The following is a 22,912-nucleotide window of genomic DNA, read 5'->3' as shown; positions in this document are numbered from 1 at the left end:
CCCGAGGAAGACCGAAGACCGATGAACACCCCCGCCGAGCGCATCCTGATCGTCGACGACGAGCCCGCTGTGCGCGAAGCGCTTCAGCGCAGTCTCGCCTTCGAGGGGTACGGGACGGAGGTCGCCGTCGACGGCCTCGACGCGCTCGCGAAGGCGGCGTCGTACGACCCGGACCTGATCATCCTCGACATCCAGATGCCGCGCATGGACGGCCTGACGGCGGCCCGCCGCATCCGCTCGTCCGGCGACACCCTTCCCATCCTCATGCTCACCGCCCGCGACACGGTCGGCGACCGCGTGACCGGGCTCGACGCGGGCGCCGACGACTACCTGGTGAAACCGTTCGAGCTGGACGAACTGTTCGCCCGCATCAGGGCGCTGCTGCGGCGCAGTTCGTACGCCGCCGGGGCAGCGGTCGGCGAGGAGGCGCCGGGCGGGCCCGGCCAGGTCCTGTCCTTCGCCGACCTGCGGATGGATCTGGCGACGCGCGAGGTGATGCGGGGCGGGCGGCCGGTGGAGCTGACGCGCACCGAGTTCACGCTGCTTGAGATGTTCCTCGCGCACCCGCGCCAGGTGCTGACGCGCGAGCAGATCCTCAAGGCGGTGTGGGGCTTCGACTTCGAGCCCAGCTCGAACTCCCTCGACGTGTACGTCATGTACCTGCGCCGCAAGACAGAGGCCGGCGGCGAGCCGCGCCTGGTGCACACGGTGCGGGGTGTCGGGTACGCGCTGCGGGGCGGTGAGGCGTGAGCGGTGCGCTGAGCAGATTCCGGGCGCTGCCGCTGCGTTCGCGGCTGGCGCTGCTGACGGCGACGGCGGTGGCGATCGCGGTGGCGGCGGTGGCGGCGGCGTGCTGGTTCGTGACGCGGGCGCAGTTGGAGAAGCAGCTGGACGCGTCGCTGCGCGTCAAGGTCGACGCCGGGTATGTGCAGGCGCTGCGGCTGTCCTGCGCGGGCAGCGACGCCGCCGTGACGGCGCCGCAGACGTACACCATCCAGCTCGTCATGGCCTCCGGCCCGCCCTGCACCTCCCCCGGTGTCTCGCCGATCCCCCCGCAGGCAGCCGACACCGCCGTGGCCTCCGGCGAGCGGGAGGACGCGCTGCACACGACGGAGGCGGCCGACGGCAGGGAGATGCGGGTCTACACCTACCTGTTCAGGGACGCGCGGCAGAATCTGATCCCCGGCCCGCCGTTCGCGGTCTCCGTGGCCCGGCCCATGAGCGAGGTCGACGGTCCCCTGAGCTCCCTCGCCTGGGTTCTCCTCACCCTGTCCGGCATCGGGGTGCTGGGGGCGGGCGCCACCGGACTGTGGGTCGCCCGTGCCGGGTTGCGCCCGGTGGACAAGCTGACCGACACCGTCGAACACGTCGCGCGTACGGAGGACCTGACCGTACGCATCCCGGTCGAGGGCGAGGACGAGATCGCCCGCCTGTCGCGCTCCTTCAACGCGATGACCAGTGCCCTGGCCTCCTCCCGGGACCGCCAGGCGCAGCTGATCGCCGACGCGGGCCACGAGCTGCGCACCCCGCTGACGTCTCTGCGTACGAACGTGGAACTCCTCGCCCGCAGCGACGAAACGGGGCGGGCGATCCCGCCCGACGACCGGGCCGCGCTGATGGCGTCAGTCAAGGCCCAGATGACGGAACTGGCCGCCCTCATCGGCGACTTGCAGGAGCTGGCGCGCCCCGACACGGCCGACCAGGGAAGCCCGCTGCGCGTTGTCGCCCTGCACGAGATCGCGGCCGCCGCCCTGGAGCGCGCCCGGCTGCGCGGCCCGGAGCTGACGATCAACGCGGACCTCTCCCCCTGGTACGTACGGGCCGAGCCGGCCGCGCTGGAGCGGGCGCTGGTCAACGTCCTCGACAACGCGGTGAAGTTCAGCCCGCCGGGCGGCGCGGTCGACGTGGCCCTGAACCGCCACGGCGAACTGACGGTGCGCGACCACGGCCCCGGCATCCCGGACGGCGAACTCCCGCACGTCTTCGAACGCTTCTGGCGCTCGCCGTCCGCCCGCGCCCTGCCGGGTTCGGGCCTGGGCCTGTCCATCGTGGCCCGCACGATCCAGCAGGCGGGCGGCACGGTAACCCTGCGCCGCCCGGCGGATGGAGCCGGGGGCACGGAGGCCCTGATCCGCCTCCCGGGCGCCCCGACCCCACCGCCGGCCACGACGGACTGACGCGGTTGCCCTGCGGGGAAAAGCCAACGCACCGAGGGGCGGCACCCGGCGTCCTGGGTGCCGCCCCTCGGTGAACTCGCCGCGCCGCAGCGCGCCTACTTAACGATCGTGATCCGATCGGCGGCCGGCGGAGCGATCGGGCTCGCCGCGCTGGAGTTCTTCGCCAGGTAGGCGTTGAAGACGTCCAAGTCGGAGGCGCCGACCAGCTTGTTCTTGTGCTCCTTGAAGACCGGGAAGCCGTCGCCGCCGCCCGCGAGGAACTCGTTCATCGCGACGCGGTACGTCTTCGCCGGGTCGAGCGCGACCCCGTTCAGCTTCACCGAGGCGACGTCGATGCGGGCGGCGCCCGTCTTCGTCATGTCGAGGGTGTACGTGAAGCCCTTCGACACCTGAAGGATCTTCGGCGAGGCCTCGTTGCCGCCGCTGACCTGCTGCTGGAGCGCGGTGATCAGCTGGGCGCCGGTCAGGTCGACGACGTTCATCATGTTGGTGAACGGCTGGACGGTGAACGCCTCGCCGTACGTCACGACACCGTCGCCCTCACTGCCGCTCGCCTTGAAGACAAGGTCGGAGCGGATCCCGCCGGGGTTCATGAGGGCGAGCTGCGCGCCGCCCTTGTCGGCCGGGGCCATGCCCTCCAGCTGCGCGTCCGCGATCAGGTCGCCGAGCGGCCGCTCGGGGGCCGTCGAGCCGCGCCCGTTGATGTCGGCGGAGATGAAGCCCTGCGGCCTGTTCGCGATGGGGGCCGCCAGCTCGTTCCAGCGGCCGATGAGCGAGGTCATGTCCTTCGCCCAGATCTTGGCCTGCTCCTGGTCGCGCACGACGATGTGGTTCGCGCTCTTGACGCCCGTACGCACGATGTCCTTGGTGCGGCGGTCGTAGGTGAGCGTGGTGTCCGTGTAGAGCTTGCCGTACGAGGACGCCGAGGTCACCATGCGCGGCTTGCCCGCCGGGTCGGGGACCGTGCACACGTACGCCTGGTGCGTGTGTCCGGTCACGAGCGCGTCGACCTTCGGGGTGATGCCCTTCGCGATGTCGACGATCGGGCCGGAGATGCCGTCACCGGCGCCCGGCGAGTCGCAGTCGTAGTTGTACGAGGAGGAGGCCGGCGAGCCGCCCTCGTGGATGAGCGCGACGATCGACTTGACGCCCTGGCGGTCCAGTTCCCTGGCGTACTTGTTGACCGTCTCGATCTCGTCGTGGAACTTCAGGCCCTTGATGCCGTTGGCGTTGACGATCTCCGGCGTGCCTTCGAGCGTCACGCCGATGAAGCCGATCTTGACGCCGTCCTTCTTCCACACCGTGTACGGCTTGAGGACCGGCCTGCCGGTCTTCTCGTTGGTGACGTTCGCGGCGAGGTACGGGAAGTCCGCGCCCTCGAACTCCTTGCCCTTCTCGAAGCAGCCCTCGACCGGGTGACAGCCGCCGTTCTGGATGCGGGCCAGCTCGGTGGCGCCCTCGTCGAACTCGTGGTTGCCGACGGCGGACACGTCGAGGTCGAGCTTGTTCAGCGCCTCGATCGTCGGCTCGTCGTGGAAGAGCCCGGACAAGAGCGGGCTGGCGCCGATCATGTCGCCGCCGGCCGCGGTGACGGAGTACCGCTCCCCTTGGCGCGCCTTGCGCAGCGAGGTCGCCAGGTGCTCGACGCCGCCGGCCGGGATCGCCTTCGTGGTCCCGTCGGGCTGCGTCTCATTGACCGTGCCGGCCGAGCCCGCCGGGGGCTCCAGGTTCCCGTGCAGGTCGTTGAAGGACAGCAGCTGTACGTCAACGGTCCGCGGGTGCGCCGAGGACGCAGCCTCGGGCTGCGACGCCCCGGCGGTCGGCATCACGGCGACGAGGGCGCCGAGGGTGGCGAGTCCGGCGGCGGAGGCGAGTATGCGCCGGGTCGCGCGGTGCTTGCGGTTGGTACGAGGGTTCGCTGACATCTGTCCCCTTGTGAGTTCAGCGTGACGGACGAACCGCAGCCTAAAGTCAACGCGCGTAGAGCAACAGGGGGTGACGGTTACAAGCTGATTGCCTTCGGCGGTATCTCAGCCCCTGGACGCCCGTCACTCGTACGGCGGATGTTGTCCGTAACTGAGCGCGACGACAGGGGAGATCACGAAACTCTGTGCGCATGAACGACGAGATCACCGCCAAGCCGGTCGTCCCCGCCCAGTCCTCGGAGCTGCCCCCGGGCTTCTTCGAGCTGGTGGCCGAACTGAAGAACCTCGTGCGCGGGGCGCATGTACGGGCACAGCTCAAGGTCAACACCGAGATGCTCCAGATGTACTGGGACATCGGGCGGACGATCCTGGAGCGGCAGCGCAAGGAGAGGTGGGGGACCAAGGTCATCGACCGCATCTCGGCAGAGCTGCGCACGGAATTCCCGAACCAGCGCGGCTTCAGCCGCGCCAACCTCCACTACATGCAGCAGATGGCTCGCACCTGGCCGGAGCCAATTGTCCAGCAACCTGTTGGACAATTGCCCTGGGGCCACATCGTCACCCTCATGGGCAAGTGCAAGACCCGCCCTGAGCTGGACTTCTACGCCCACCACGCGGTCCGTAACGGCTGGTCACGAGACGACCTGGCATCAGCGGTGCACCGCGCCCTGCACCTTTCGCACGCCGCTGCCACCAACAACTTCGACGCGGTCATCCCCGAGCAGTCCGAGGCCGCCAAGGAGATCGTCAAAGATCCGTACCGGCTCGACTTCACCCGGCTGACCGGCAAGCCCGCCGAACGAGACCTCGAAGACGCCCTCGTCGCCAACCTGGTCCCGTTCCTCATCGAGCTCGGCATGGGATTCGCCTTCGTCGGCCGCCAGTACCCGGTCCAGGTCGGTGGTGAGGAGTTCCGCATCGATCTGCTCTTCTACCACTACAAGCTGCACTGCTTCGTCGTCGTCGAACTCGAAACGCGTGCGGCCGCGCCCCAGCACCTCGGCCAGCTCGGTTTCTACGTCGAAGTGGTCGATGACCTGGTCCGCGACAAAGCCGTCGACGGGCCCACCCTCGGAATCCTCATCGCGGCGAGCAAGAACCAGCCAGTTGTGGAATACGCCCTCCGCAGCCAGCGCAACCCGCTGGCCGTCGGCACCTATGCGGCTCTTCCCGAGCCGGTACGGAAGCAGCTGCCCAGCGGCGAAGACCTGGCCCGCCTGGCGGACCGGATTCTTCACCCTGCCGGAGACGGCCAATGAGGGCCGGGACGCCACCCCAACGATTTGGGCAGCGGCCTGCTGCCCAATTGCCGCCGTACGCTCGTACTCATGACGACTGACCCCACCGCCCCCGGCTCCCTCAGGAAGATCCAGACCCTCGACGCGCTCGACGAGCAGCAGGCCCAGGAAGTCCTGGCGCTCCTCGAAGAGGCCACCCGCGTGGACGGCATGCAGGCCGTCTCCGAGCAGGGCCGGCTTCAGTTGCGTGGCGGACGCCGGGAAGGGATCCGGCACTTCCTGCTGTACGTCGGCGACGGGCCCCTCCTCGGATACGCGCAGCTGGAGGACACCGACCCCGTAGAGGCACCGGCCGCCGAGCTCGTCGTACACCCCTCGCATCGCGGTCAGGGGCACGGCCGCACGCTCGGCATGACCGTGCTGGACGCGTCGGGCAAGCGGTTGCGGGTCTGGGCGCACGGCGGAAAGTCGGCCGCGCGGCACCTCGCGCAGGTCCTCGGGCTCACCCTCTTCCGCGAACTGCGCCAGATGCGGCGCCCGTTGAGCCCGCTGGACATCCCCGAGCCGGTCTACCCGGCCGGCGTGAGCCTGCGGACCTTCGTGCCGGGGCAGGACGACGCCGCCTGGCTGGCCGTGAACGCCGCCGCGTTCGCCCACCACCCCGAGCAGGGCGCTATCACGCAGCGTGACCTGGACGACCGCAAGGCAGAGCCGTGGTTCGACCCCAAGGGGTTCTTCCTGGCGGAGCGCGCGGGCGAACTCATCGGCTTCCACTGGACGAAGACGCACGCCGAGGAGCAGCTCGGCGAGGTGTACGTCATCGGCATCCGCCCCGACGCGCAGGGCGGCGGCCTCGGCAAGGCCCTGACGGCGACGGGCCTTCGGTACCTGGCGGCGCAGGGGCTGCTGACCGCGATGCTGTACGTCGACGCGGACAACACGGCGGCCGTGACGGTGTACGAGCGGCTCGGCTTCACCACGCACGAGACGGACTTGATGTACCGAACCGAGTCGTAGCCAACACCGAAGGGGGCGGCGTCTGTTGACACCGCCCCCTTCCTTGCACCACTCTTCCACTACTTAACTAGTGAAAGGGTGGTGCAGCACGTGGTCGAGTTCCGCATCGACCGGCGCACCGGCGTCGCCACCTACGTCCAGATCGTGCAGCAGACCAAACACGCCCTCCGCCTGGGCCTCCTGGAGCCCGGCGACAAACTCCCGACCGCCCGCGAGGTCGTCGAAGCGACCGCGATCAACCCCAACACCGTGCTCAAGGCGTACCGCGAGCTGGAGCGCGAGGGGCTGGTCGAGGCGCGCAGGGGACTGGGCACGTTCGTCACCCGCTCCCTCGGGGGCGGGCAGGCCACCGCGGACACTCCGCTGCGCGCCGAGCTCACCGAGTGGGTCGCGCGGGCCCGCGAGGCCGGGCTGGAAAGGGACGACATGGCCGCGCTCTTCACTTCCGTACTGGACGACCTGGACGACTTGAACGACATGGGGGACGACGCATGACACCGGCGATCGAGGCGACCGGCCTCGGCAAGACCTACGGCAGACGGCGCGGCGGCGGCTGGGCCCTGCGCGAGTGTTCCTTCCGGGTGCCCACGGGGCGTATCTGCGCACTCGTCGGACCCAACGGCGCCGGCAAGTCGACACTCCTGGCCCACGCGGCCGGCCTCCTGCGCCCCACCGAGGGCACGGTACGCATCCTCGGCGTCTCACCGGCCGAGGCCCGCTCCCGGATGGCTTACGTCGCCCAGGACAAGCCGCTGCTGCCGCAGTTGAGCGTCCAGGACACCCTGCGCATGGGCCGCGAGCTCAACCCCGCCCACTGGGACGCGGCAGCGGCCGACCGGATCGTACGGGAGGGAAATCTGGCCCCGCACACCCGCGTCCGCGCCCTCTCCGGCGGCCAGCGCACCCGCCTCGCGCTCGCCCTCGCCTTCGGCAAGCGGCCGGAGCTGATGCTGCTGGACGAGCCGATGGCCGACCTGGACCCGCTGGCCCGCCACCAGCTGATGGGCGCGCTCATGGCGGAGTCCGCCGAACGCGGCACGACCATCGTGATGTCCTCGCACGTCCTCGCCGAACTGGAGGGCTCCTGCGACTACTTGCTGCTCGTCGACGGCGGCCGGGTCCGGCTCGGCGGCGAGACGGAAGACATCCTCGCGGCGCACACCCTGCTCACCGGCCCGGTACGGGACCTGGCCCCCCACACGGTCGTCGAGTCCCGTACGACCGGCCGTCAGCTCACGGCGCTGGTCCGCCGCGAGGGCCCGGTCCGCGAAGACTGGCAGACCATGGAACCGTCACTGGAGGAACTGTTGCTCGCCCACCTCCGCTCCCCCGGAGCGCCCGCCCTGCTCACCCCCAGCGCCGCAGCGGCAGGGACGGTGGCGGGCGAATGAGCGCGATCACACTCCGCGGCCCGGCCTGGGTCACGGTCCGACAGCACCGCCGCGCGGTGTGGGTGACCCTGGCCCTGCTCGTGGCGTCCGCCGGGACCGTCGTCGCACTGCGCGTCTGGATGGCGTCCGCGCAGGCGAAGTGCCCGGACGGCGACATCACGATCTGCGGCGACGACATCTTCCAGTACAGCGAGGTCCAAAGCGCCGCCATGTGGGTCATGGAGTACGGCGCTCTGGGGATGCTGCTGATCCCGCTGCTAGTCGGGGCGTTCGTGGCGGGGCCGATGGTCGCACGCGACCTGGAGAGCGGCACATACAAGATGCTGTGGACCCAGGCGGTGACGCCCCGCCGCTGGCTCGCGGCGAAGGTCGCCGTGCCCGCCATCACCGTGCTCGCCGGCGTGGCCGTGCTGACCGCGGTCTACCGCTGGGGGTGGACGTACCTGGCGAAGGACGCGTTCAACCACAGCTGGTACGAACCGCACGTGTATGCGGCGATCGGCCCGGTCACCGTCGCGTACGCCCTGCTCGCCGTGGCCGTCGGCGCCCTCGTCGGGTTGCTGGTGCGCCGCACCGTTCCCGCCATGGCCGTCACCGCGCTCGTCACCGGCGCAGTCATGGTGGCGCTGGCCAACGCGCGGGGCGGGTTCTGGACCACCAGAACGATCAGCGGGCCCAATATGAACATGCTGGACACCCCCGAAGGCGCCTTTACCGTCGCGGAGTGGATGACCAACGCCGAGGGAGGGCGCATCTCCGGCGCGCAGTGCTGGAACGACACCGACATCAATCAGTGCTACGTCCACCACGGCATCACCGGCTTCCGCGAGTACCACCCGGTGTCGCACTTCTGGCCACTGCAGCTCGTGGAGACCGGCATCGTGCTGGCCCTGGCGGCCCTGCTGACGGCCGCCGCGTTCTACGTACTGCGCCGCCGGAGCGCCTGACGGGGGAGCGATCGACGGCCGCCGGGCTCCGGGGAACGCATCCCGGCGGCCCCGGCGGCCCCGGCCCCGCATCCTGCACGTCATGTCTCCGTTACCGCGCATTCAGACACGCTTGCGAACCTCTCGGAATGCAGCCCGCTGTGCCACCCTCCCCGAACGGGAGAGCCTCCCGCACATCACCCCTTCTCGGCGCGCCCGGCGACCCCCGGGCGCGGAACAATGGGGTCATGAGCCAGCAGCCGAGCGCCGATGTCCCCGTCCAGCATGCTCAGCCGTCCGTCGGTTCCATCGCCGCGCACCGCCCGCACACCCTGGCGGGGTCCCCGGTGACCAACCTGGACCCCGACATCGACGCCGATCTTGATGCGTACGTCGAGGATGCCGAGGCGGACACCGAGCTGCCCCAGGGCCGATTCCTCGACCGCGAACGCAGCTGGCTCGCCTTCAACGAGCGGGTGCTCGAACTCGCCGAGGACCCCGCCACGCCCCTCCTCGAACGAGCGAACTTCCTCGCGATCTTCGCCTCGAACCTGGACGAGTTCTTCATGGTCCGGGTGGCCGGACTGAAGCGCCGTATCGCGACCGGTGTCGCCACCCGTTCCGCGTCCGGCCTCCAGCCCCGTGAGGTCCTGGAGCTGATCTGGACCCGCTCGCGCGAGCTCATGGCCCGGCACGCCGCCTGCTACCAGCAGGACATCGCCCCGGCCCTCGCCGACGAGGGCGTCCACCTGATCCGCTGGCCCGAGCTGACCGAGAAGGAGCAGGCGCGCCTCTTCACGCTCTTCCGCCAGCAGATCTTCCCGGTCCTGACCCCGCTGGCCGTCGACCCCGCGCACCCCTTCCCGTACATCTCGGGTCTCTCCCTCAACCTCGCCGTGGTCGTCCGCAACCCGGTCAGCGGCCACCGCCACTTCGCGCGCGTCAAGGTCCCGCCGCTGCTGTCCCGCTTCCTGGAGGCCTCGCCGCAGCGGTACGTACCCCTTGAGGACGTCATCGCCGCGCACCTCGAAGAGCTCTTCCCGGGGATGGAGGTCCTCGCGCACCACATGTTCCGGGTCACGCGCAACGAGGACCTCGAAGTCGAGGAGGACGACACCGAGAACCTCCTCCAGGCGCTGGAGAAGGAGCTCATGCGGCGCCGCTTCGGCCCGCCGGTGCGGCTGGAGGTGGAGGAGTCGATCGACCCGTACGTCCTCGACCTCCTCGTTCGCGAGCTGAAGATGTCGGACGCCGAGGTGTACCCGCTGCCGGGCCCGCTGGACCTGACCGGGCTGTTCGGGATCGCGGCGCTGGACCGGCCGGAGCTGAAGTTCCCGAAGTACATCGCGGGCACGCACCGCGAGCTGGCCGAGGTCGAGTCGGCGTCCGCGCCGGACGTCTTCGGCGCGCTGCGCGAGCGCGACGTGCTCCTGCACCACCCGTACGACTCCTTCTCCACCTCCGTGCAGGCGTTCCTGGAGCAGGCGGCGGCCGACCCGGACGTCCTGGCGATCAAGCAGACGCTGTACCGGACGTCGGGCGATTCCCCGATAGTGGACGCGCTGATCGACGCCGCCGAATCCGGCAAGCAGGTCCTCGTACTCGTCGAGATCAAGGCCCGCTTCGACGAGCAGGCCAACATCAAGTGGGCGCGCAAGCTGGAGGAGTCCGGCTGCCACGTCGTATACGGCCTGGTGGGCCTCAAGACCCACTGCAAGCTGTCGCTCGTGGTCCGCCAGGAGGGCGACCAGCTGGTCCGCTACTCGCACGTCGGTACGGGCAACTACCACCCCAAGACGGCCCGGCTCTACGAGGACCTCGGGCTGCTGACCGCCAACCCGCAGGTCGGCGCGGACCTCTCCGACCTCTTCAACCGGCTGTCCGGCTACTCGCGTCGCGAGACCTACCGCCGGCTGCTCGTGGCACCGAAGTCCCTGCGTGACGGCCTGATAGCCCGTATCAACAAAGAGGCCGCGAACCACCAGGCGGGCCGTCCCGCGTACGTCCGGTTCAAGGTCAACTCGATGGTCGACGAAGCGATCATCGACGCGTGCTACCGGGCGGCGAAGGTGGGCGTACCGGTCGACATCTGGGTACGCGGCATCTGCGCGATACGCCCCGGAGTCGCCGGCCTCTCCGAGAACGTCCGGGTCCGCTCGATACTGGGCCGCTTCCTCGAACACTCGCGGATCTTCGCCTTCGGCAACGGCGGCGAGCCCGAAGTCTGGTTCGGCAGCGCCGACATGATGCACCGCAACCTCGACCGCCGCATCGAGGCACTGGTCCGGGTCACCGACCCGGCCCACCGTGCGTCCCTGACCCGGCTGCTGGAAACCGGAATGTCCGATTCCACAGCCTCCTGGCACCTCGGCCCCGACGGCAACTGGACGCGCCGCGCGACGGACGCCGAGGGCCAGCCGCTGCGGCACGTACAGGAACTGCTCATTGACGCCCGGAGGCGCCGGCGTGCGAAACCGTGACACCGCATCCCGACCCCGCCACCGGCCGCAGTCCCGGCCGGGCACCGGCCCGGACTCGGCCGCGGCCCCGGCCTTCCCGCCCGCGGAGGGCGTGCCGGACGTGCTCTCCCGGGAGCTCCTGGCGCCGTACCTCCACGCCCAGGCCGCCGACTTCCTGCGCAGCCTGCGCCTGCACCGCGAGAGTGGCCAGGACCCGCAGGGCGCGGCGGACGCGGCCGAGGCGGTCCATGCGCTGCGCGGCTCGGCGCGTCGGATCAGCGGGACGCTGCATACGTTCCGGCCCCTGACCGACACCGGCTGGGCGGACACCCTGCGCGCCGAGCTGGCCTGGCTCTCCGGCACCCTGGCCCGCGAGCACGCCTACGCCGCCCGCCTGACCCGGCTGCTGGGGGCGCTGAACCGGCTCTCCGGGGCGGGCGGCGCCGACGCCGGACCCGCCTCGGTGCCTGCGGCGCGCGGTGGCGGGGCCGAGCACGCGGGCTCGCTGACCGTGGGGGCCGCGCGGGCCGGGGCGCTGCTGGAGCGGCAGCTGACGCTGGCCAGGACGCGGGCACACTCGGCGGCGCTTCAGGCGCTGGGCTCCTCGCGGTTCCACGCGGTCGCCGACGCCGTGGCTTTACTGGCCTCGGACGTGCCGCTCGGCCCTGCCGCCGCCGCGCCCGCCGCCGAAGTGCTGGCGCCGCTGGCGACCGGCGCCGAGCAGCGGCTCAAGGAAGCGGTGGCCGCGCTGCCGCTGGGGCGCGCCTCCCACCCGTACAACGCCGAGGCACTGGTCCACGGCCTCGCCCCGGCGCCCGGCGGCGAGACGCAGGACGCCCCCTGGCACCACGTACGCCTGCTCCTGCGCCTCCACCGCTACGCGCAGGAGGTCGTCGCGGCCCCCGCCGACACGCTCCCGGCGGCGCAGGCCCTGGACCGGCACCGCGACGCGGCCGAGGCGGCGACCGCGGCGGCTTCGGCGGCCCGTACCCCGCGCATCGCCCCGGCGACGGCGTACGCCCTGGGCGTCCTGCACGCCGACCAGCGGCACGAGGTCGAGGCGGCACGCTTCGCCTTCCAGCAGGCATGGCAGCCGGAGGCGGCGACAACCCCATGACAGTGCTCGCCGCCGGCTGCGTGCTGTGGCGCCGGTCGCCCTCCGGCAATGGGATCGAACTCGCCCTGATTCATCGACCCAAGTGGGCAGATTGGTCTCATCCGAAAGGCAAGCTCAAGCCTCGAGAGGCAGCTCGAGATGCGGCCCTCCGCGAAGTGCTGGAAGAGACCGGCATGACCTGCGTCCCGGGTCCGGAGCTGCCCACGGTCCGCTACGTGGTCGACGACCGCCTCAAAGAGGTCCGCTATTGGGCAGCCGAAGCCACCAGCGGCTCCTTCCAACCCAACAGCGAGGTGGACCGGATGGTGTGGCTGCGTCCCAATGCGGCGCTCGGCCGTCTCACTCAGAACAGGGACAAAGAGCTGGTCACCGCTCTTCTCAGCATCCTTCGTACGACCATGGAGGGGCCCATGACACTTTGAGCAGAGTCGGGTCAAATGGGGCCTTGTCACTGACGCCTTCGGGGATCGGCATGACGACAACGGATGTGACGGCTTGCCCAATTACTTCCCGCTTCTCCGACAGCTCCATGTCATCCCATTTGGCGCGACTCCAGCCCCTGAGTAGATTTCTTTTCGCCTCCGCCTTCAAATGGCCCTTCTCTTCGCACTCAAGCGTCTTGATGTTCCGGTCCAGGCGCATCAGCAGGTCGCTGAGGTCGCTCCAATCGCCAGTCCCCGAAGCCACCGAGTCCCTGATGTCTCTCCGCTTCTTACGCAAATGTGCGAGCTTGTCCTTGCCGCGCCAAGGGCTCGTGGTGGCTTCACTCCCGGAGAAGTACTGATCCAGGAAGGCCAAGACAAGGCCCTCCAAGTGCTCGTCCACGGGCGCAACGCGACGACCGACACCCCTGCAATTGGCGTCTCCGCATCGGTAGTAGTCACCGTATTTGGCATTCTTCCCAGACGCTTTGTTCCCCGTAAGTTTCGAGTAACAGACTTCTTCGAGATCATTGATGCGCCCGCATCGGAGATGACCGGAGAAGAGGTAAACACGTGTCCGCATTTCCTGGTCCGGCCGCTCGGCGTCCTCCTTGTTCCTCATTCCTCTGTGCAGACGATTCGCCTGGACCCCGGTCATGATGCTCTGCCACGTCTCGTAGGTGACTTCGTCAGATTTTTCGTCGGCGTGATCCCAGTCCCCAATCGTGGGCTCACTGGTCTTGGCATCCCTCACCATTTCGCCGTTGAGGACTCTGCCGCCCCACCACGCCGGATTGGTTACGAGACCCTTGACTCCTTGTTCCGACCAGGCTCCACCTCTGGCGGTCTTGACCTTGCGCCTGTTCATCTCTGCCGTGATGCCTCGCCACGACTTCCCCGCATGCCGCATCTTGATCATGTCGATCAGGTGCGGCCACTCCTCTGCGTTCTGGTGCTTGTTACCGACCCGGAACGGGTCCTTGGACGCCCCAAGCCAGCCGAAACGGCGTGGCGCACCGTAACTCCTCCCTTCCTCTGCCCTGTCCGCAGCGTTCCGCGCCGTGCGCTCACGCACCTTCTTCACCTCGGCCTCTTCGGCGCCCGAGGAGACAAGGCCGACGATGGCGGTTCCGTCGTCGACCAGATTCAGGGGGGCCTTGCCGTCGATGAAGATGCCATTGCCGATCATGACGAGTGCGTCTTGCAAGGCGACGAAGTCGCGTGGGAGTCGGTACACGCGTTCCTTCTCGACGGCTACGCAGCCACGAACAGGCACGCCTGAAACCTCCTCCTGCCCATGAGCGATGTCAGTGCACATCTGCCGGAATGCTGGGCGCATGACTTCACGCCTCGCGGCCGTGAGGTTGTTGTCCTCGTAGTGCAGGACAACAACGCACCCATGTAGCTCCGCGTTCCTGGTGTTGTTCTTGTGCTGGCGTCCAACGGCGATGGCGTCACCATTCAGCCGGTCGGCAGAGACGCGAGCGTAGGAGATCAAAGGCGTGCGGCCGCGGAGCCAGTCCTCGACCGTTCCGCCCTCGTCCAGCCACGCCTGGAGCGGTGGGGCGACGTACGAACGCGAGAACGTCTTGGACCGGCGAGCCTGGTTACGGGTGTCGAGCACCCTCGCAACCGTAGCCCACCGTAAGTAGCCATGCAGCAGCACTGAGTTACACCCCAAGGGTAAAAAGGGCGGGACACATCACCCGTTTCGGGCACCGCCGACAAGGGGAGCATCCCGGCGGCCACCGACCCCCACCCCAGCCACCCCATCCGCACCCCATCGCCAGCCGCGAGGCGCCCCCGCACACCACACCGTTCAGCACGGTTCACCTCCCGTTCACTCTCTCCCGTCGGCGGCTTCACCTGTTCTGCCTAATTTCGGACGTACACAGTGCGAGGCACATCGCGAGATGACCGCCCCACTGGGTAGCTGGAACCCGAGAACACAAACCTCTTCGCACGCCGCCACCACCCAGGCCCGGCGGCTCCTGGAAGGAACACCCGAAAGTGAAGCTTCAGCGCAAGAACCGGCTTCGCGCCACAGCGCTCGGCGCCCTCGCCGTCTCCGGCGCCCTGGTCCTCACGGCGTGCGGCTCGGACGACAACACAGGCTCCACCGGTGGCACCGGTGAGAACACCAAGGCCGCCAGCAACATCAAGTGCGACGACGCGAAGGGCAAGCTCCTCGCGTCCGGGTCGAGCGCGCAGAAGAACGCCATGGACCTCTGGGTCAAGAACTACATGGCCTCCTGCACGGGCGTAGAGATCAACTACAAGTCCTCGTCCTCGGGCGAGGGCATTGTCGCGTTCAACCAGGGCACCGTCGGCTTCGCCGGCTCCGACTCGGCGCTGAAGCCCGAAGAGGTCACCGAGTCGAAGAAGATCTGCAAGGGCGGCCAGGGAATCAACCTCCCGATGGTCGGCGGCCCGATCGCGATCGGCTACAACCTGGAGGGCGTCGACAACCTGAACCTCGACGCCTCCACCACCGCCAAGATCTTCAACAACAAGATCAAGAAGTGGAACGACAAGGCGATCGCCAAGCTCAACCCGGGCGTCAAGCTCCCGGACAAGGCGATCCAGGCCTTCCACCGCTCCGAGGACTCCGGCACCACCCAGAACCTCGGCAAGTACCTCGGCGCCACCGCCGAGAAGGACTGGCCGTACGAGGCCGAGAAGAAGTGGCCCGCGCCCGGTGGCCAGGCCGCGTCCGGCTCCGCCGGTGTCGCCGCCCAGGTCAAGCAGGAGGACGGCTCGATCGGTTACTTCGAGCTCTCGTACGCCACCTCGCAGGACATCTCCACCGTCAAGATCGACACGGGTGCGGCCGAGCCGGTCGCCGCGACCTCCGAGAACGCCTCGAAGGCCATCGGCGCCGCGAAGATCGAGGGCCAGGGCAAGGACCTCGCCCTGAAGCTCGACTACGCCACCAAGGCCGAAGGCGCGTACCCGATCGTCCTGGTGACCTACGAGGTCGTCTGCGACAAGGGCAACAACGCCGAGACCCTGGGCACGGTCAAGTCCTTCCTGACCTACGCCGCCAGTGAGGACGGCCAGAAGGTCCTCTCCGAGGCCGGCTACGCGCCGATCCCGACCGAGATCAACGCCAAGGTCCGCGAGACGGTCAGCTCCCTCTCGTAACACCGAAGCGCCGCACACCCCGGCTGCCCGGCCCGCCGCACTCTCCGGGCCGGGCAGCCACCACCCATCCGGTGCACCGCCGCCAGGGGAACGGAAGCCCCGCTCCCCCACACAGACCGGAAAGACATGGCTATTACGTCCTCACCCTCACCACAGGCACCACCAGTCATAGAACCGAGCGGCACGTCCACGGGCCGCGCGGGCGACAAGGTCTTCGTCGGCCTGTCCCGCGGCTCCGGCATCCTGCTCCTGGTGGTCATGGCGTCCATCGCCGCCTTCCTGACTTACCGCGCCGTACTGGCCATCTCGAAGGACGAGGGCAACTTCCTCACGACCTTCGACTGGAACCCGGCCGGCGACCCGCCGGTGTTCGGTATCGCGGTCCTGCTCTACGGCACCGTCGTCAGCTCGATCATCGCGATGGTCATCGCGGTTCCGATCGCTGTCGGCATCGCCCTGTTCATCTCCCACTACGCGCCGCGCAGGCTGGCCGCGCCCCTCGCCTACGTCGTGGACCTGCTGGCAGCCGTGCCGAGCATCATCTACGGCATCTGGGGCGCCCTGTTCCTCGTCCCGTACCTGGGGGGCCTGAACTCCTGGCTCGACGAGTACATGGGCTGGACGTACATTTTCGACAAGACGGAACTGGGCGCGGCCCGGAACCTCTTCACCGTCGGAATCCTGCTGGCGATCATGATCCTGCCGATCGTCACCAGCGTCAGCCGTGAGGTCTTCCTCCAGGTCCCGAAGATGAACGAAGAAGCCGCACTCGCGCTCGGCGCCACGCGCTGGGAAGTCATCCGCATGTCGGTGCTGCCCTTCGGCCGCTCCGGCGTCATCAGCGCCTCGATGCTGGGCCTGGGCCGCGCACTGGGCGAGACGATGGCCGTCGCGACGGTCCTCTCCCCGAGCTTCCTCATCTCCGGCCACCTGCTCGACCCGGGCGGCGGCACGTTCGCCCAGAACATCGCTGCGAAGTTCGACGAGGCCAACGAGTTCGGGCGCGACGCCCTGATCGCCTCGGGCCTGGTCCTCTTCGTCCTCACCCTGCTGGTCAACGGCGCGGCACGCCTCATCATCGCCCGCCGCAAGGAGTACTCGGGGGCCAACGCATGAGCAACACAGCCATACAGGACAAGCGTCCGGCGCCCCCCGCCCGTACCCAGAGCCTGTCCCGCAAGGGCCTGCCCCGCTGGGCACCGGCCGTCTTCGCGGTCGTCTCGATCGCGCTCGGCTGCGGCCTCGGTCTCGTGGCCGGCTGGCAGAGCCGCGTCCAGTGGGGCCTGCTCTCCGCGCTGTTCTTCGTCCTCATCACGTACACCACCGCGACGGTGGTCGAGGGCAAGCGACAGGCCAAGGACCGGGTCGCCACCAGCGTCGTCTGGGTCTGCTTCGTCCTCGCGATCGTGCCCCTCTTCTCCCTCATCTGGGTGACGGTCAGCCGCGGCATGAAGGTGATGGACGGCTACTTCCTGACCCACTCGATGGCCGGCGTCCCCGGCTTCGAAGCAGGCGGCGGCGTCTACCACGCCCTCATCGGCACCCTCGAACAGGTGGGCCTCGCCACCCTCATCGCCGCCCCGCTGGGACTGCTCACCGCGATCTACCTCGTTGAGTACGGCACGGGCCAGCTGGCCAGGGCCGTAACGTTCTTCGTGGACGTCATGACCGGCATCCCCTCGATCGTCGCGGGCCTGTTCATCCTCTCGATCATGCTGATCGCGGGCCTCCAGCCGTCCGGCCTGATGGGCGCCCTCGCCCTGACGATCCTGATGGTCCCGGTCGTGGTCCGCTCCACCGAGGAGATGCTCAAGCTCGTACCGAACGAGCTGCGCGAGGCGTCCCTCGCCCTCGGCGTACCGAAGTGGCGCACGATCCTGAAGGTGGTCCTGCCCACCGCGGTCGGCGGCATCACCACGGGCGTCATGCTCGCCATCGCCCGTATCGCCGGCGAGACCGCCCCGATCATGCTGCTCGTCTTCGGCACCCAGCTGATCAACTCGAACCCCTTCGACGGCGCCCAGTCCTCGCTCCCCTTCTACATCTGGGAGCAGTACCGGGTCGGCAGTGAGGCGTCGTACGACCGCGCCTGGGCCGCCGCCCTGGTCCTGATCGCCTTCGTCATGATCCTCAACCTGGTGGCCCGCGGCATCGCCCGCTGGAAGGCCCCGAACACCGGCCGCTGAGCGTGGCTACGAAAGAAGCGTGATCAAAGATGGCCAAGCGAATCGACATCAGCGGCCTGTCGGCCTACTACGGCACCCACAAGGCGATCGACGACATCTCGATGACCGTCGAGCCCCGCTCGGTGACGGCCTTCATCGGCCCGTCCGGCTGCGGCAAGTCCACCTTCCTGCGCACCCTCAACCGCATGCACGAGGTCACCCCCGGGGGCCGCGTGGAGGGCAAGGTCCTCCTGGACGACGAGAACCTCTACGGCAAGGACGTCGACCCGGTCGCCGTACGCCGTACGGTCGGCATGGTCTTCCAGCGCCCGAACCCCTTCCCCACCATGTCGATCTTCGACAACGTGGCGGCGGGCCTGCGCCTCAACGGCTCGTACAAGAAGAACAAGCTGGCCGAGGTCGTCGAGAAGTCCCTGCGCGGCGCCAACCTCTGGAACGAGGTCAAGGACCGCCTGAACAAGCCCGGCTCCGGCCTCTCCGGCGGCCAGCAGCAGCGTCTGTGCATCGCGCGCGCCATCGCCGTCGAACCTCAGGTCCTCCTCATGGACGAGCCGTGCTCGGCCCTGGACCCCATCTCGACGCTCGCCATCGAGGACCTGATCGGTGAGCTGAAGGAGCGCTTCACGATCGTCATCGTGACGCACAACATGCAGCAGGCGGCGCGCGTCTCGGACCGTACGGCGTTCTTCAACCTCGCGGCGGTCGGCCAGCCCGGCAAGCTCATCGAGATAGACGACACCGAGCGCATCTTCTCCAACCCGTCCGTCCAGGCGACGGAGGACTACATCTCCGGCCGCTTCGGCTAGAAGCCGGCCGCCACGCCTGTCCTGCGGTGCTGCATGGCGGTGCCACCGCAAGGCAATGGGCCCGTCCTCCGATCGAGGGCGGGCCCACCCACGTTCGGGAGCTGTTCCGAGATCCGGCATCCCTAGCACCTCGGAGAACCTGGACCACTTCGGCGCGGCGGTCGGCGTCGTCGACGCGGACAGGGACGGCAAGGCCGAGGTGTACGTCGGTGGCAACGGCGAGGACGCCTACAAGGGCCGGGTGTGGAAGCGAGCGCACCAGCTGACCGTACGCACACGACTTCGCCCCGCCGGATCGAATCAGGCGGGGCGAAGTGATACGTGGTGACTGTGCGACCTCACCCGAAGGCGAGGAGCACCACCCAATAACAGGTGGCCGCGACCAGCGCGGCGGCCGGCATCGTGATGAACCAGCCCAGCACGATGTTCTTCGCGACACCCCACCGCACGGCACGCGACCCCTTGGTGGAGCCGACGCCCATGATCGCGGACGTAATGACGTGCGTAGTGGAGATCGGCGCGTGGAACATGAACGAAGCCGTGTACATCACAGACGCCGCGGTGGTCTCCGCCGCGAACCCCTGCGGCGGGTCCAGCTCAATGATGCGCCGGCCCAGCGTCCGCATGATCCGCCAGCCGCCCGCGTACGTACCGAGCGAGAGCGTCACCGCGCAAGCGATCTTGACCCAGATCGGGATCGCGTCGCCCTGACCCTCAACATCGGCGATGACCAGCGCCATCACCACGATGCCCATGGTCTTCTGCGCGTCCTGAAGACCATGCCCGAGCGCCATACCGGCCGCGGAAACCGTCTGAGCGATCCGGAAGCCCCGCTTGGCCTTGTGCGGATTCGACTTACGGAACATCCACAGGATGACGACCATCACCAGATAGCCGAGCAGCAGCCCGACGAACGGTGAGATGAACATCGGGATGACGACCTTCTCCAGCACCCCGGACCAGATGACCTCGGTGCCGCCCGCGAGCGCCGCTCCGACCATGCCGCCGAAGAGCGCGTGCGAAGACGACGAAGGAAGCCCGTAGTACCAAGTGACAAGGTTCCAGACGATCGCCCCCACCAAGGCGGCGAAGAGGATCCCCATCCCCTTGTCACCGTGCGGAGTGGCGATCAGCCCCTCACTCACGGTCTTGGCGACGCCACTCCCCAGAAATGCTCCGGCGAGGTTCATCACGGCGGCCATGGCGAGGGCCGCGCGCGGGGTCAGCGCCCGGGTGGAAACCGAAGTCGCGATGGCGTTCGCAGAGTCGTGAAAGCCGTTGGTGTACGTAAATCCGAGCGCGACCCCGATGGTCACGATGAGCGCAAAGGTGTCCACCGGGGGTCAGGACTCCTTGACGGCGATCGTCTCGACCGTGTTGGCGACGTGCTCGAAGGCGTCGGCCGCCTCCTCCAGTACGTCCACGATCTGCTTCAGCTTGAGCACGTCCATGGCGTCGTACTTGCCATTGAAGAGGTGCGCGAGCAGCTTGCGGTGGATCTGGTCGGCCTGGTTCTCGAGCCGGTTGATCTCGATCCAGTACTCGGTCAGATTGGTCATGGTCCGCAGGTGCGGCATGGCCTCGGCGGTCAGCTCGGCGGCTCGCGCCAGGACCTCGATCTGCTGCTCGACACCCTTGGGCAGCTCCTCGATCTGGTACAGCACGACCAGGTCGACGGCCTCCTCCATGTAATCCATGATGTCGTCAAGCTGCGACGCGAGGTTGTAGATGTCCTCGCGGTCGAACGGCGTGATGAACGAGGAGTTGAGCTGGTGGAAGATCGCGTGGGTGGCGTCGTCCCCCGCGTGCTCCGCTGCCCTCATCCGCTCCGCGATCTCGGCTCGGGCGGAGGAGTCCGCTCCGAGCAGTTCCATCAGGAGCTTCGAGCCCGTGACGATGTTGTCCGCGGATGCGGAGAACATGTCGTAGAAGCTCGTCTCCCTGGGGGTCAGACGAAAGCGCACGTGGGGTCCTCGGGGTGCATTGGATTCGGTCAGGGTGATGCTAGGCGCATCATCCGGCCACGGCTAACCGGCGTTCTTCAGTGTCGCCCATCAGGCACAGTGCTGAGTACGGGCCCCCGGGCCCCTACCCGCGAAATTCGATACCATATACCCATGAGGGGTATACAACCCCTTTCAGGACAACGGGAGGACGCCATGACACCCACCGAGGCGGCCGGCGCCACTACAACCGAAGCGCCCTCCGGAGCCTCCGAAGCCGTGGTGACCGACCACGACCACGGGGTGCACGGATACCACAAGCAGAAGGACGAACACCTCAAGCGACTGCGCCGGATCGAGGGCCAGATCCGCGGCCTGCAGCGGCTGGTCGACGAGGACGTCTACTGCATCGACATACTCACCCAGGTCTCAGCATCCACGAAGGCTCTCCAGTCCTTCGCGCTGCAGCTCCTGGAGGAACACCTGCGGCACTGCGTGGCGGACGCGGCGGTCAAGGGCGGCGGCGGGATCGACGAGAAGGTCGAAGAGGCCACCAAGGCGATCGCCCGCCTGCTGCGGACCTGAGGCCGGGCGGGCCCCGGGGGCCGACGGCTCCCGGGGCGGCCGCCCTAAGCCTTGGCCGTCCTCAGCACGAGCCGGCACCACCCGCGCCACGGCGCTGCCTGGGCCACTCGACGGCTTCGGCCACCCCGGCCGCCGCTCCCACCTTCAGCACCTCGTCGATACGGTCCGGACTGAGCCGTTCCCCGTCGGCGGCGGATGCCGCGATCATCAACTCACCGCACAGCTCGATCTCGGCGAGGGCGACGTGGTCCTGGACGGGCGTACTACTGCCGAGCGGAGCCACGTGCATCACCTCTTTCAGCCGTCGTCGGCTTCCTAGCGTAGGCAGCGCGGCACACGCCGCGCATGGCACGGACGGACCATTTCCCCGCCACCCACGCAGGAGCAGCGGCCGCCCTACGCCTGGATCTTCCCGGCGTAGATGTCCCGCCCGGCGGGCAGCCGCACCTCCACCGGCACCCCGAACGCGTACAGCAGCGTCGTCGAGGCGACGGCCACCGTACGGCCCGCGTTGGTGAAGTCGAAGCGGTGGCGGACCTTGCGCAGCCGCCCCTCGTCGTCGAGGTACGCGTCGAACGGGACCGCGTCTTTGGAGAACCCTTTCGCCGCCGCGGCGAGCGCCCCGCGCGCGTGCGGCGCGGCAACGCGAGCGGCCCGGCCGATATCCGTAACCCCGCGGTAGTGCCGCACCCCGGTACCGGCCAGATCGGCCCTGCCCATGTACGTAGCTTCCTTCGCCCCGCGCAGCAGCTCCGCGGCGGCGAGCGGATCCGTCGCCCCGCCGGTGACGAGGTTCCCGTCGTCCAGCGTCGTCGTATCGATCCGCACCCACTTGTCGGCGGGCACGCCGGCGCCCCGGTTCTTCATATAGAGCGCACCGGGAGCAAGCAGCTCAGTGATCGGCCGGTGCTTGTCCACACCATTCGGATCGGGCGGCAGCAGCACCTTGAGCTGCCCCATCCGCTTCCTGAAGTCGTACGCCCCTTCGCCCCGGATGGTGACGCGGGTGCCGCCGGTGGCCATGACCATGGACGTACGGGCCTTGGAGCTGCCCGCGGCGACCAGGGCGTCCGCCGCACCGCGCACGATGACGAGGGGATCACCGCCCTGCTGGTCCTCGGCGACCGCACCGCCACCGGAACACCCGGAGGAAGTCGCGATCAGCCCGGCCACGACGGCCACAGTGACCGCCCCACCCTTGCTCCTGTGCTGCTGCACCACCATCGCCGCCAACCCCCAACGCCCGGTGTCAAATCCCACCCGCCCCGCCTAACGACCCCCCACCACCCCGGTCACGCCCGAAGCGGACACGTCGCCCGGGACGGGGACGGCTGACCGCTGTCCACGCCCCCCAAGTCCCCCGGTACGGTGGACGCGTGCTGCAAGAAGCCACACAGGACGCCGAGACCCACCGCACCGGCACATCCGAACGCGGTTCCTTCTGCTTCGCCCACTGCTCCTGCGGCTGGCGCGGCCCGGCCCGCCGCTCCCGCGAACGAGCCCGAACAGACGCGGACCTGCACGCCCGCACCACCTGACCCCACGCACACTGCCCGTGCCACGCCCCCGCCTCGCG

Annotated in this window: 22 protein-coding genes; 16 read left to right on the top strand and 6 right to left on the bottom strand. The window is 68.8% G+C overall.

Going from position 1 to position 22,912, the window contains the following annotated elements; all coding sequences use genetic code 11:
- Window positions 1-21: 21 nt before the first annotated feature.
- Both ABZX79_RS09230 and ABZX79_RS09225 read left to right on the top strand, forming a co-directional pair.
- Entirely contained in the window at window positions 22-750 is a 729-nt protein-coding gene (locus tag ABZX79_RS09230) for a response regulator transcription factor (RefSeq protein WP_355253814.1), read from the top strand.
- Window positions 747-2,177: a HAMP domain-containing sensor histidine kinase gene (locus tag ABZX79_RS09225; protein WP_355253812.1), complete on the top strand. Its 1,431-nt coding sequence runs from the start codon at window positions 747-749 to the stop codon at window positions 2,175-2,177. Before ABZX79_RS09230 ends, ABZX79_RS09225 begins: the two co-directional genes overlap by 4 nt.
- 95 nt (window positions 2,178-2,272) lie before the next feature.
- Here ABZX79_RS09225 and ABZX79_RS09220 read toward each other — a convergent pair whose 3' ends face one another.
- On the bottom strand, window positions 2,273-4,102 hold the full coding sequence (locus ABZX79_RS09220; RefSeq protein WP_355253810.1) for a bifunctional metallophosphatase/5'-nucleotidase: 1,830 nt from the start codon (window positions 4,100-4,102) through the stop codon (window positions 2,273-2,275).
- A gap of 191 nt (window positions 4,103-4,293) precedes the next feature.
- Between ABZX79_RS09220 and ABZX79_RS09215 the strand changes: the two genes are divergently transcribed.
- The 8 genes from ABZX79_RS09215 to ABZX79_RS09180 all read left to right on the top strand — a co-directional run bounded on the left by ABZX79_RS09215 (window position 4,294) and on the right by ABZX79_RS09180 (window position 12,672).
- Window positions 4,294-5,361: a PDDEXK nuclease domain-containing protein gene (locus tag ABZX79_RS09215; protein ID WP_355253808.1), complete on the top strand. Its 1,068-nt coding sequence runs from the start codon at window positions 4,294-4,296 to the stop codon at window positions 5,359-5,361.
- A 69-nt stretch (window positions 5,362-5,430) separates the two neighbouring features.
- Entirely contained in the window at window positions 5,431-6,357 is a 927-nt protein-coding gene (gene mshD / locus ABZX79_RS09210) for a mycothiol synthase (RefSeq protein WP_355253806.1), read from the top strand.
- A 90-nt stretch (window positions 6,358-6,447) separates the two neighbouring features.
- A complete protein-coding gene (locus ABZX79_RS09205; protein WP_355254273.1) occupies window positions 6,448-6,852 on the top strand; it encodes a GntR family transcriptional regulator in 405 nt (134 codons plus the stop codon).
- On the top strand, window positions 6,849-7,748 hold the full coding sequence (locus ABZX79_RS09200; RefSeq protein WP_355253804.1) for an ABC transporter ATP-binding protein: 900 nt from the start codon (window positions 6,849-6,851) through the stop codon (window positions 7,746-7,748). Before ABZX79_RS09205 ends, ABZX79_RS09200 begins: the two co-directional genes overlap by 4 nt.
- The gene (locus tag ABZX79_RS09195) at window positions 7,745-8,695 is read left to right on the top strand and encodes an ABC transporter permease (protein ID WP_355253802.1); all 951 of its coding nucleotides are present in this window, start codon (window positions 7,745-7,747) and stop codon (window positions 8,693-8,695) included. The genes ABZX79_RS09200 and ABZX79_RS09195 overlap by 4 nt, the downstream gene beginning before the upstream one ends.
- Before the next feature lie 227 nt (window positions 8,696-8,922).
- Complete coding sequence (locus ABZX79_RS09190) at window positions 8,923-11,154, top strand: RNA degradosome polyphosphate kinase (protein ID WP_355253800.1); 2,232 nt, start codon at window positions 8,923-8,925, stop codon at window positions 11,152-11,154.
- Window positions 11,155-11,245: 91 nt separating this feature from the next.
- Entirely contained in the window at window positions 11,246-12,250 is a 1,005-nt protein-coding gene (locus ABZX79_RS09185; RefSeq protein ID WP_355254271.1) for a CHAD domain-containing protein, read from the top strand.
- Window positions 12,247-12,672 (top strand): NUDIX hydrolase, encoded by a 426-nt coding sequence (locus ABZX79_RS09180; protein WP_355253798.1) that lies wholly within the window; start codon window positions 12,247-12,249, stop codon window positions 12,670-12,672. Before ABZX79_RS09185 ends, ABZX79_RS09180 begins: the two co-directional genes overlap by 4 nt.
- Here the strand turns inward: ABZX79_RS09180 and ABZX79_RS09175 are convergent.
- Window positions 12,629-14,296, bottom strand: coding sequence for a recombinase family protein (locus tag ABZX79_RS09175; protein ID WP_355253796.1), 1,668 nt, complete (start codon window positions 14,294-14,296; stop codon window positions 12,629-12,631). The genes ABZX79_RS09180 and ABZX79_RS09175 overlap by 44 nt on opposite strands.
- Window positions 14,297-14,682: 386 nt before the next feature.
- Here ABZX79_RS09175 and pstS point away from each other — a divergent pair, with 386 nt between their 5' ends.
- The 4 genes from pstS (at window position 14,683) to pstB (ending at window position 18,808) form a co-directional block, all read left to right on the top strand.
- A complete protein-coding gene (gene pstS / locus ABZX79_RS09170; RefSeq protein WP_355253794.1) occupies window positions 14,683-15,816 on the top strand; it encodes a phosphate ABC transporter substrate-binding protein PstS in 1,134 nt (377 codons plus the stop codon).
- Window positions 15,817-15,942: 126 nt separating this feature from the next.
- The gene (gene pstC / locus ABZX79_RS09165; RefSeq protein WP_355253792.1) at window positions 15,943-16,932 is read left to right on the top strand and encodes a phosphate ABC transporter permease subunit PstC; all 990 of its coding nucleotides are present in this window, start codon (window positions 15,943-15,945) and stop codon (window positions 16,930-16,932) included.
- Window positions 16,929-18,002 carry a phosphate ABC transporter permease PstA gene (pstA, locus tag ABZX79_RS09160; protein WP_355253790.1) on the top strand — a complete coding sequence of 358 codons (1,074 nt, stop codon included), beginning with the start codon at window positions 16,929-16,931 and terminating at the stop codon, window positions 18,000-18,002. The genes pstC and pstA overlap by 4 nt, the downstream gene beginning before the upstream one ends.
- A gap of 29 nt (window positions 18,003-18,031) precedes the next feature.
- Window positions 18,032-18,808 carry a phosphate ABC transporter ATP-binding protein PstB gene (gene pstB / locus ABZX79_RS09155; RefSeq protein ID WP_355253788.1) on the top strand — a complete coding sequence of 259 codons (777 nt, stop codon included), beginning with the start codon at window positions 18,032-18,034 and terminating at the stop codon, window positions 18,806-18,808.
- A gap of 338 nt (window positions 18,809-19,146) precedes the next feature.
- On the opposite strand, the gene ABZX79_RS09150 is transcribed toward pstB, so the two are convergent.
- Together ABZX79_RS09150 and ABZX79_RS09145 are read right to left on the bottom strand one after the other, a co-directional pair.
- On the bottom strand, window positions 19,147-20,145 hold the full coding sequence (locus tag ABZX79_RS09150) for an inorganic phosphate transporter (RefSeq protein WP_355253786.1): 999 nt from the start codon (window positions 20,143-20,145) through the stop codon (window positions 19,147-19,149).
- Window positions 20,146-20,151: 6 nt separating this feature from the next.
- Window positions 20,152-20,772, bottom strand: coding sequence for a DUF47 family protein (locus tag ABZX79_RS09145; RefSeq protein WP_355253784.1), 621 nt, complete (start codon window positions 20,770-20,772; stop codon window positions 20,152-20,154).
- Window positions 20,773-20,967: 195 nt separating this feature from the next.
- Here ABZX79_RS09145 and ABZX79_RS09140 point away from each other — a divergent pair, with 195 nt between their 5' ends.
- Complete coding sequence (locus ABZX79_RS09140) at window positions 20,968-21,336, top strand: metal-sensitive transcriptional regulator (RefSeq protein WP_355253782.1); 369 nt, start codon at window positions 20,968-20,970, stop codon at window positions 21,334-21,336.
- A gap of 61 nt (window positions 21,337-21,397) precedes the next feature.
- Here the strand turns inward: ABZX79_RS09140 and ABZX79_RS09135 are convergent, their stop codons facing one another.
- Window positions 21,398-21,625, bottom strand: a complete 228-nt coding sequence (locus tag ABZX79_RS09135) for a hypothetical protein (protein ID WP_355253780.1) — start codon at window positions 21,623-21,625, stop codon at window positions 21,398-21,400.
- Between the two features lie 107 nt (window positions 21,626-21,732).
- Window positions 21,733-22,560, bottom strand: coding sequence for a hypothetical protein (locus ABZX79_RS09130; protein ID WP_355253778.1), 828 nt, complete (start codon window positions 22,558-22,560; stop codon window positions 21,733-21,735).
- Between the two features lie 152 nt (window positions 22,561-22,712).
- On the opposite strand from ABZX79_RS09130, the gene ABZX79_RS09125 reads away from it, so the two are divergent.
- Complete coding sequence (locus ABZX79_RS09125) at window positions 22,713-22,874, top strand: hypothetical protein (RefSeq protein ID WP_355253776.1); 162 nt, start codon at window positions 22,713-22,715, stop codon at window positions 22,872-22,874.
- The last annotated feature ends 38 nt before the right edge of the window (window positions 22,875-22,912 follow it).

The sequence above is a fragment of the Streptomyces sp. NPDC002994 genome (assembly GCF_040611155.1).
In the GTDB taxonomy this organism is placed as follows: Bacteria; Actinomycetota; Actinomycetes; order Streptomycetales; family Streptomycetaceae; genus Streptomyces.
The sequence above is the reverse complement of the archived record's forward strand: the minus strand, read 5'-3'. Positions and strand labels throughout refer to the sequence as shown.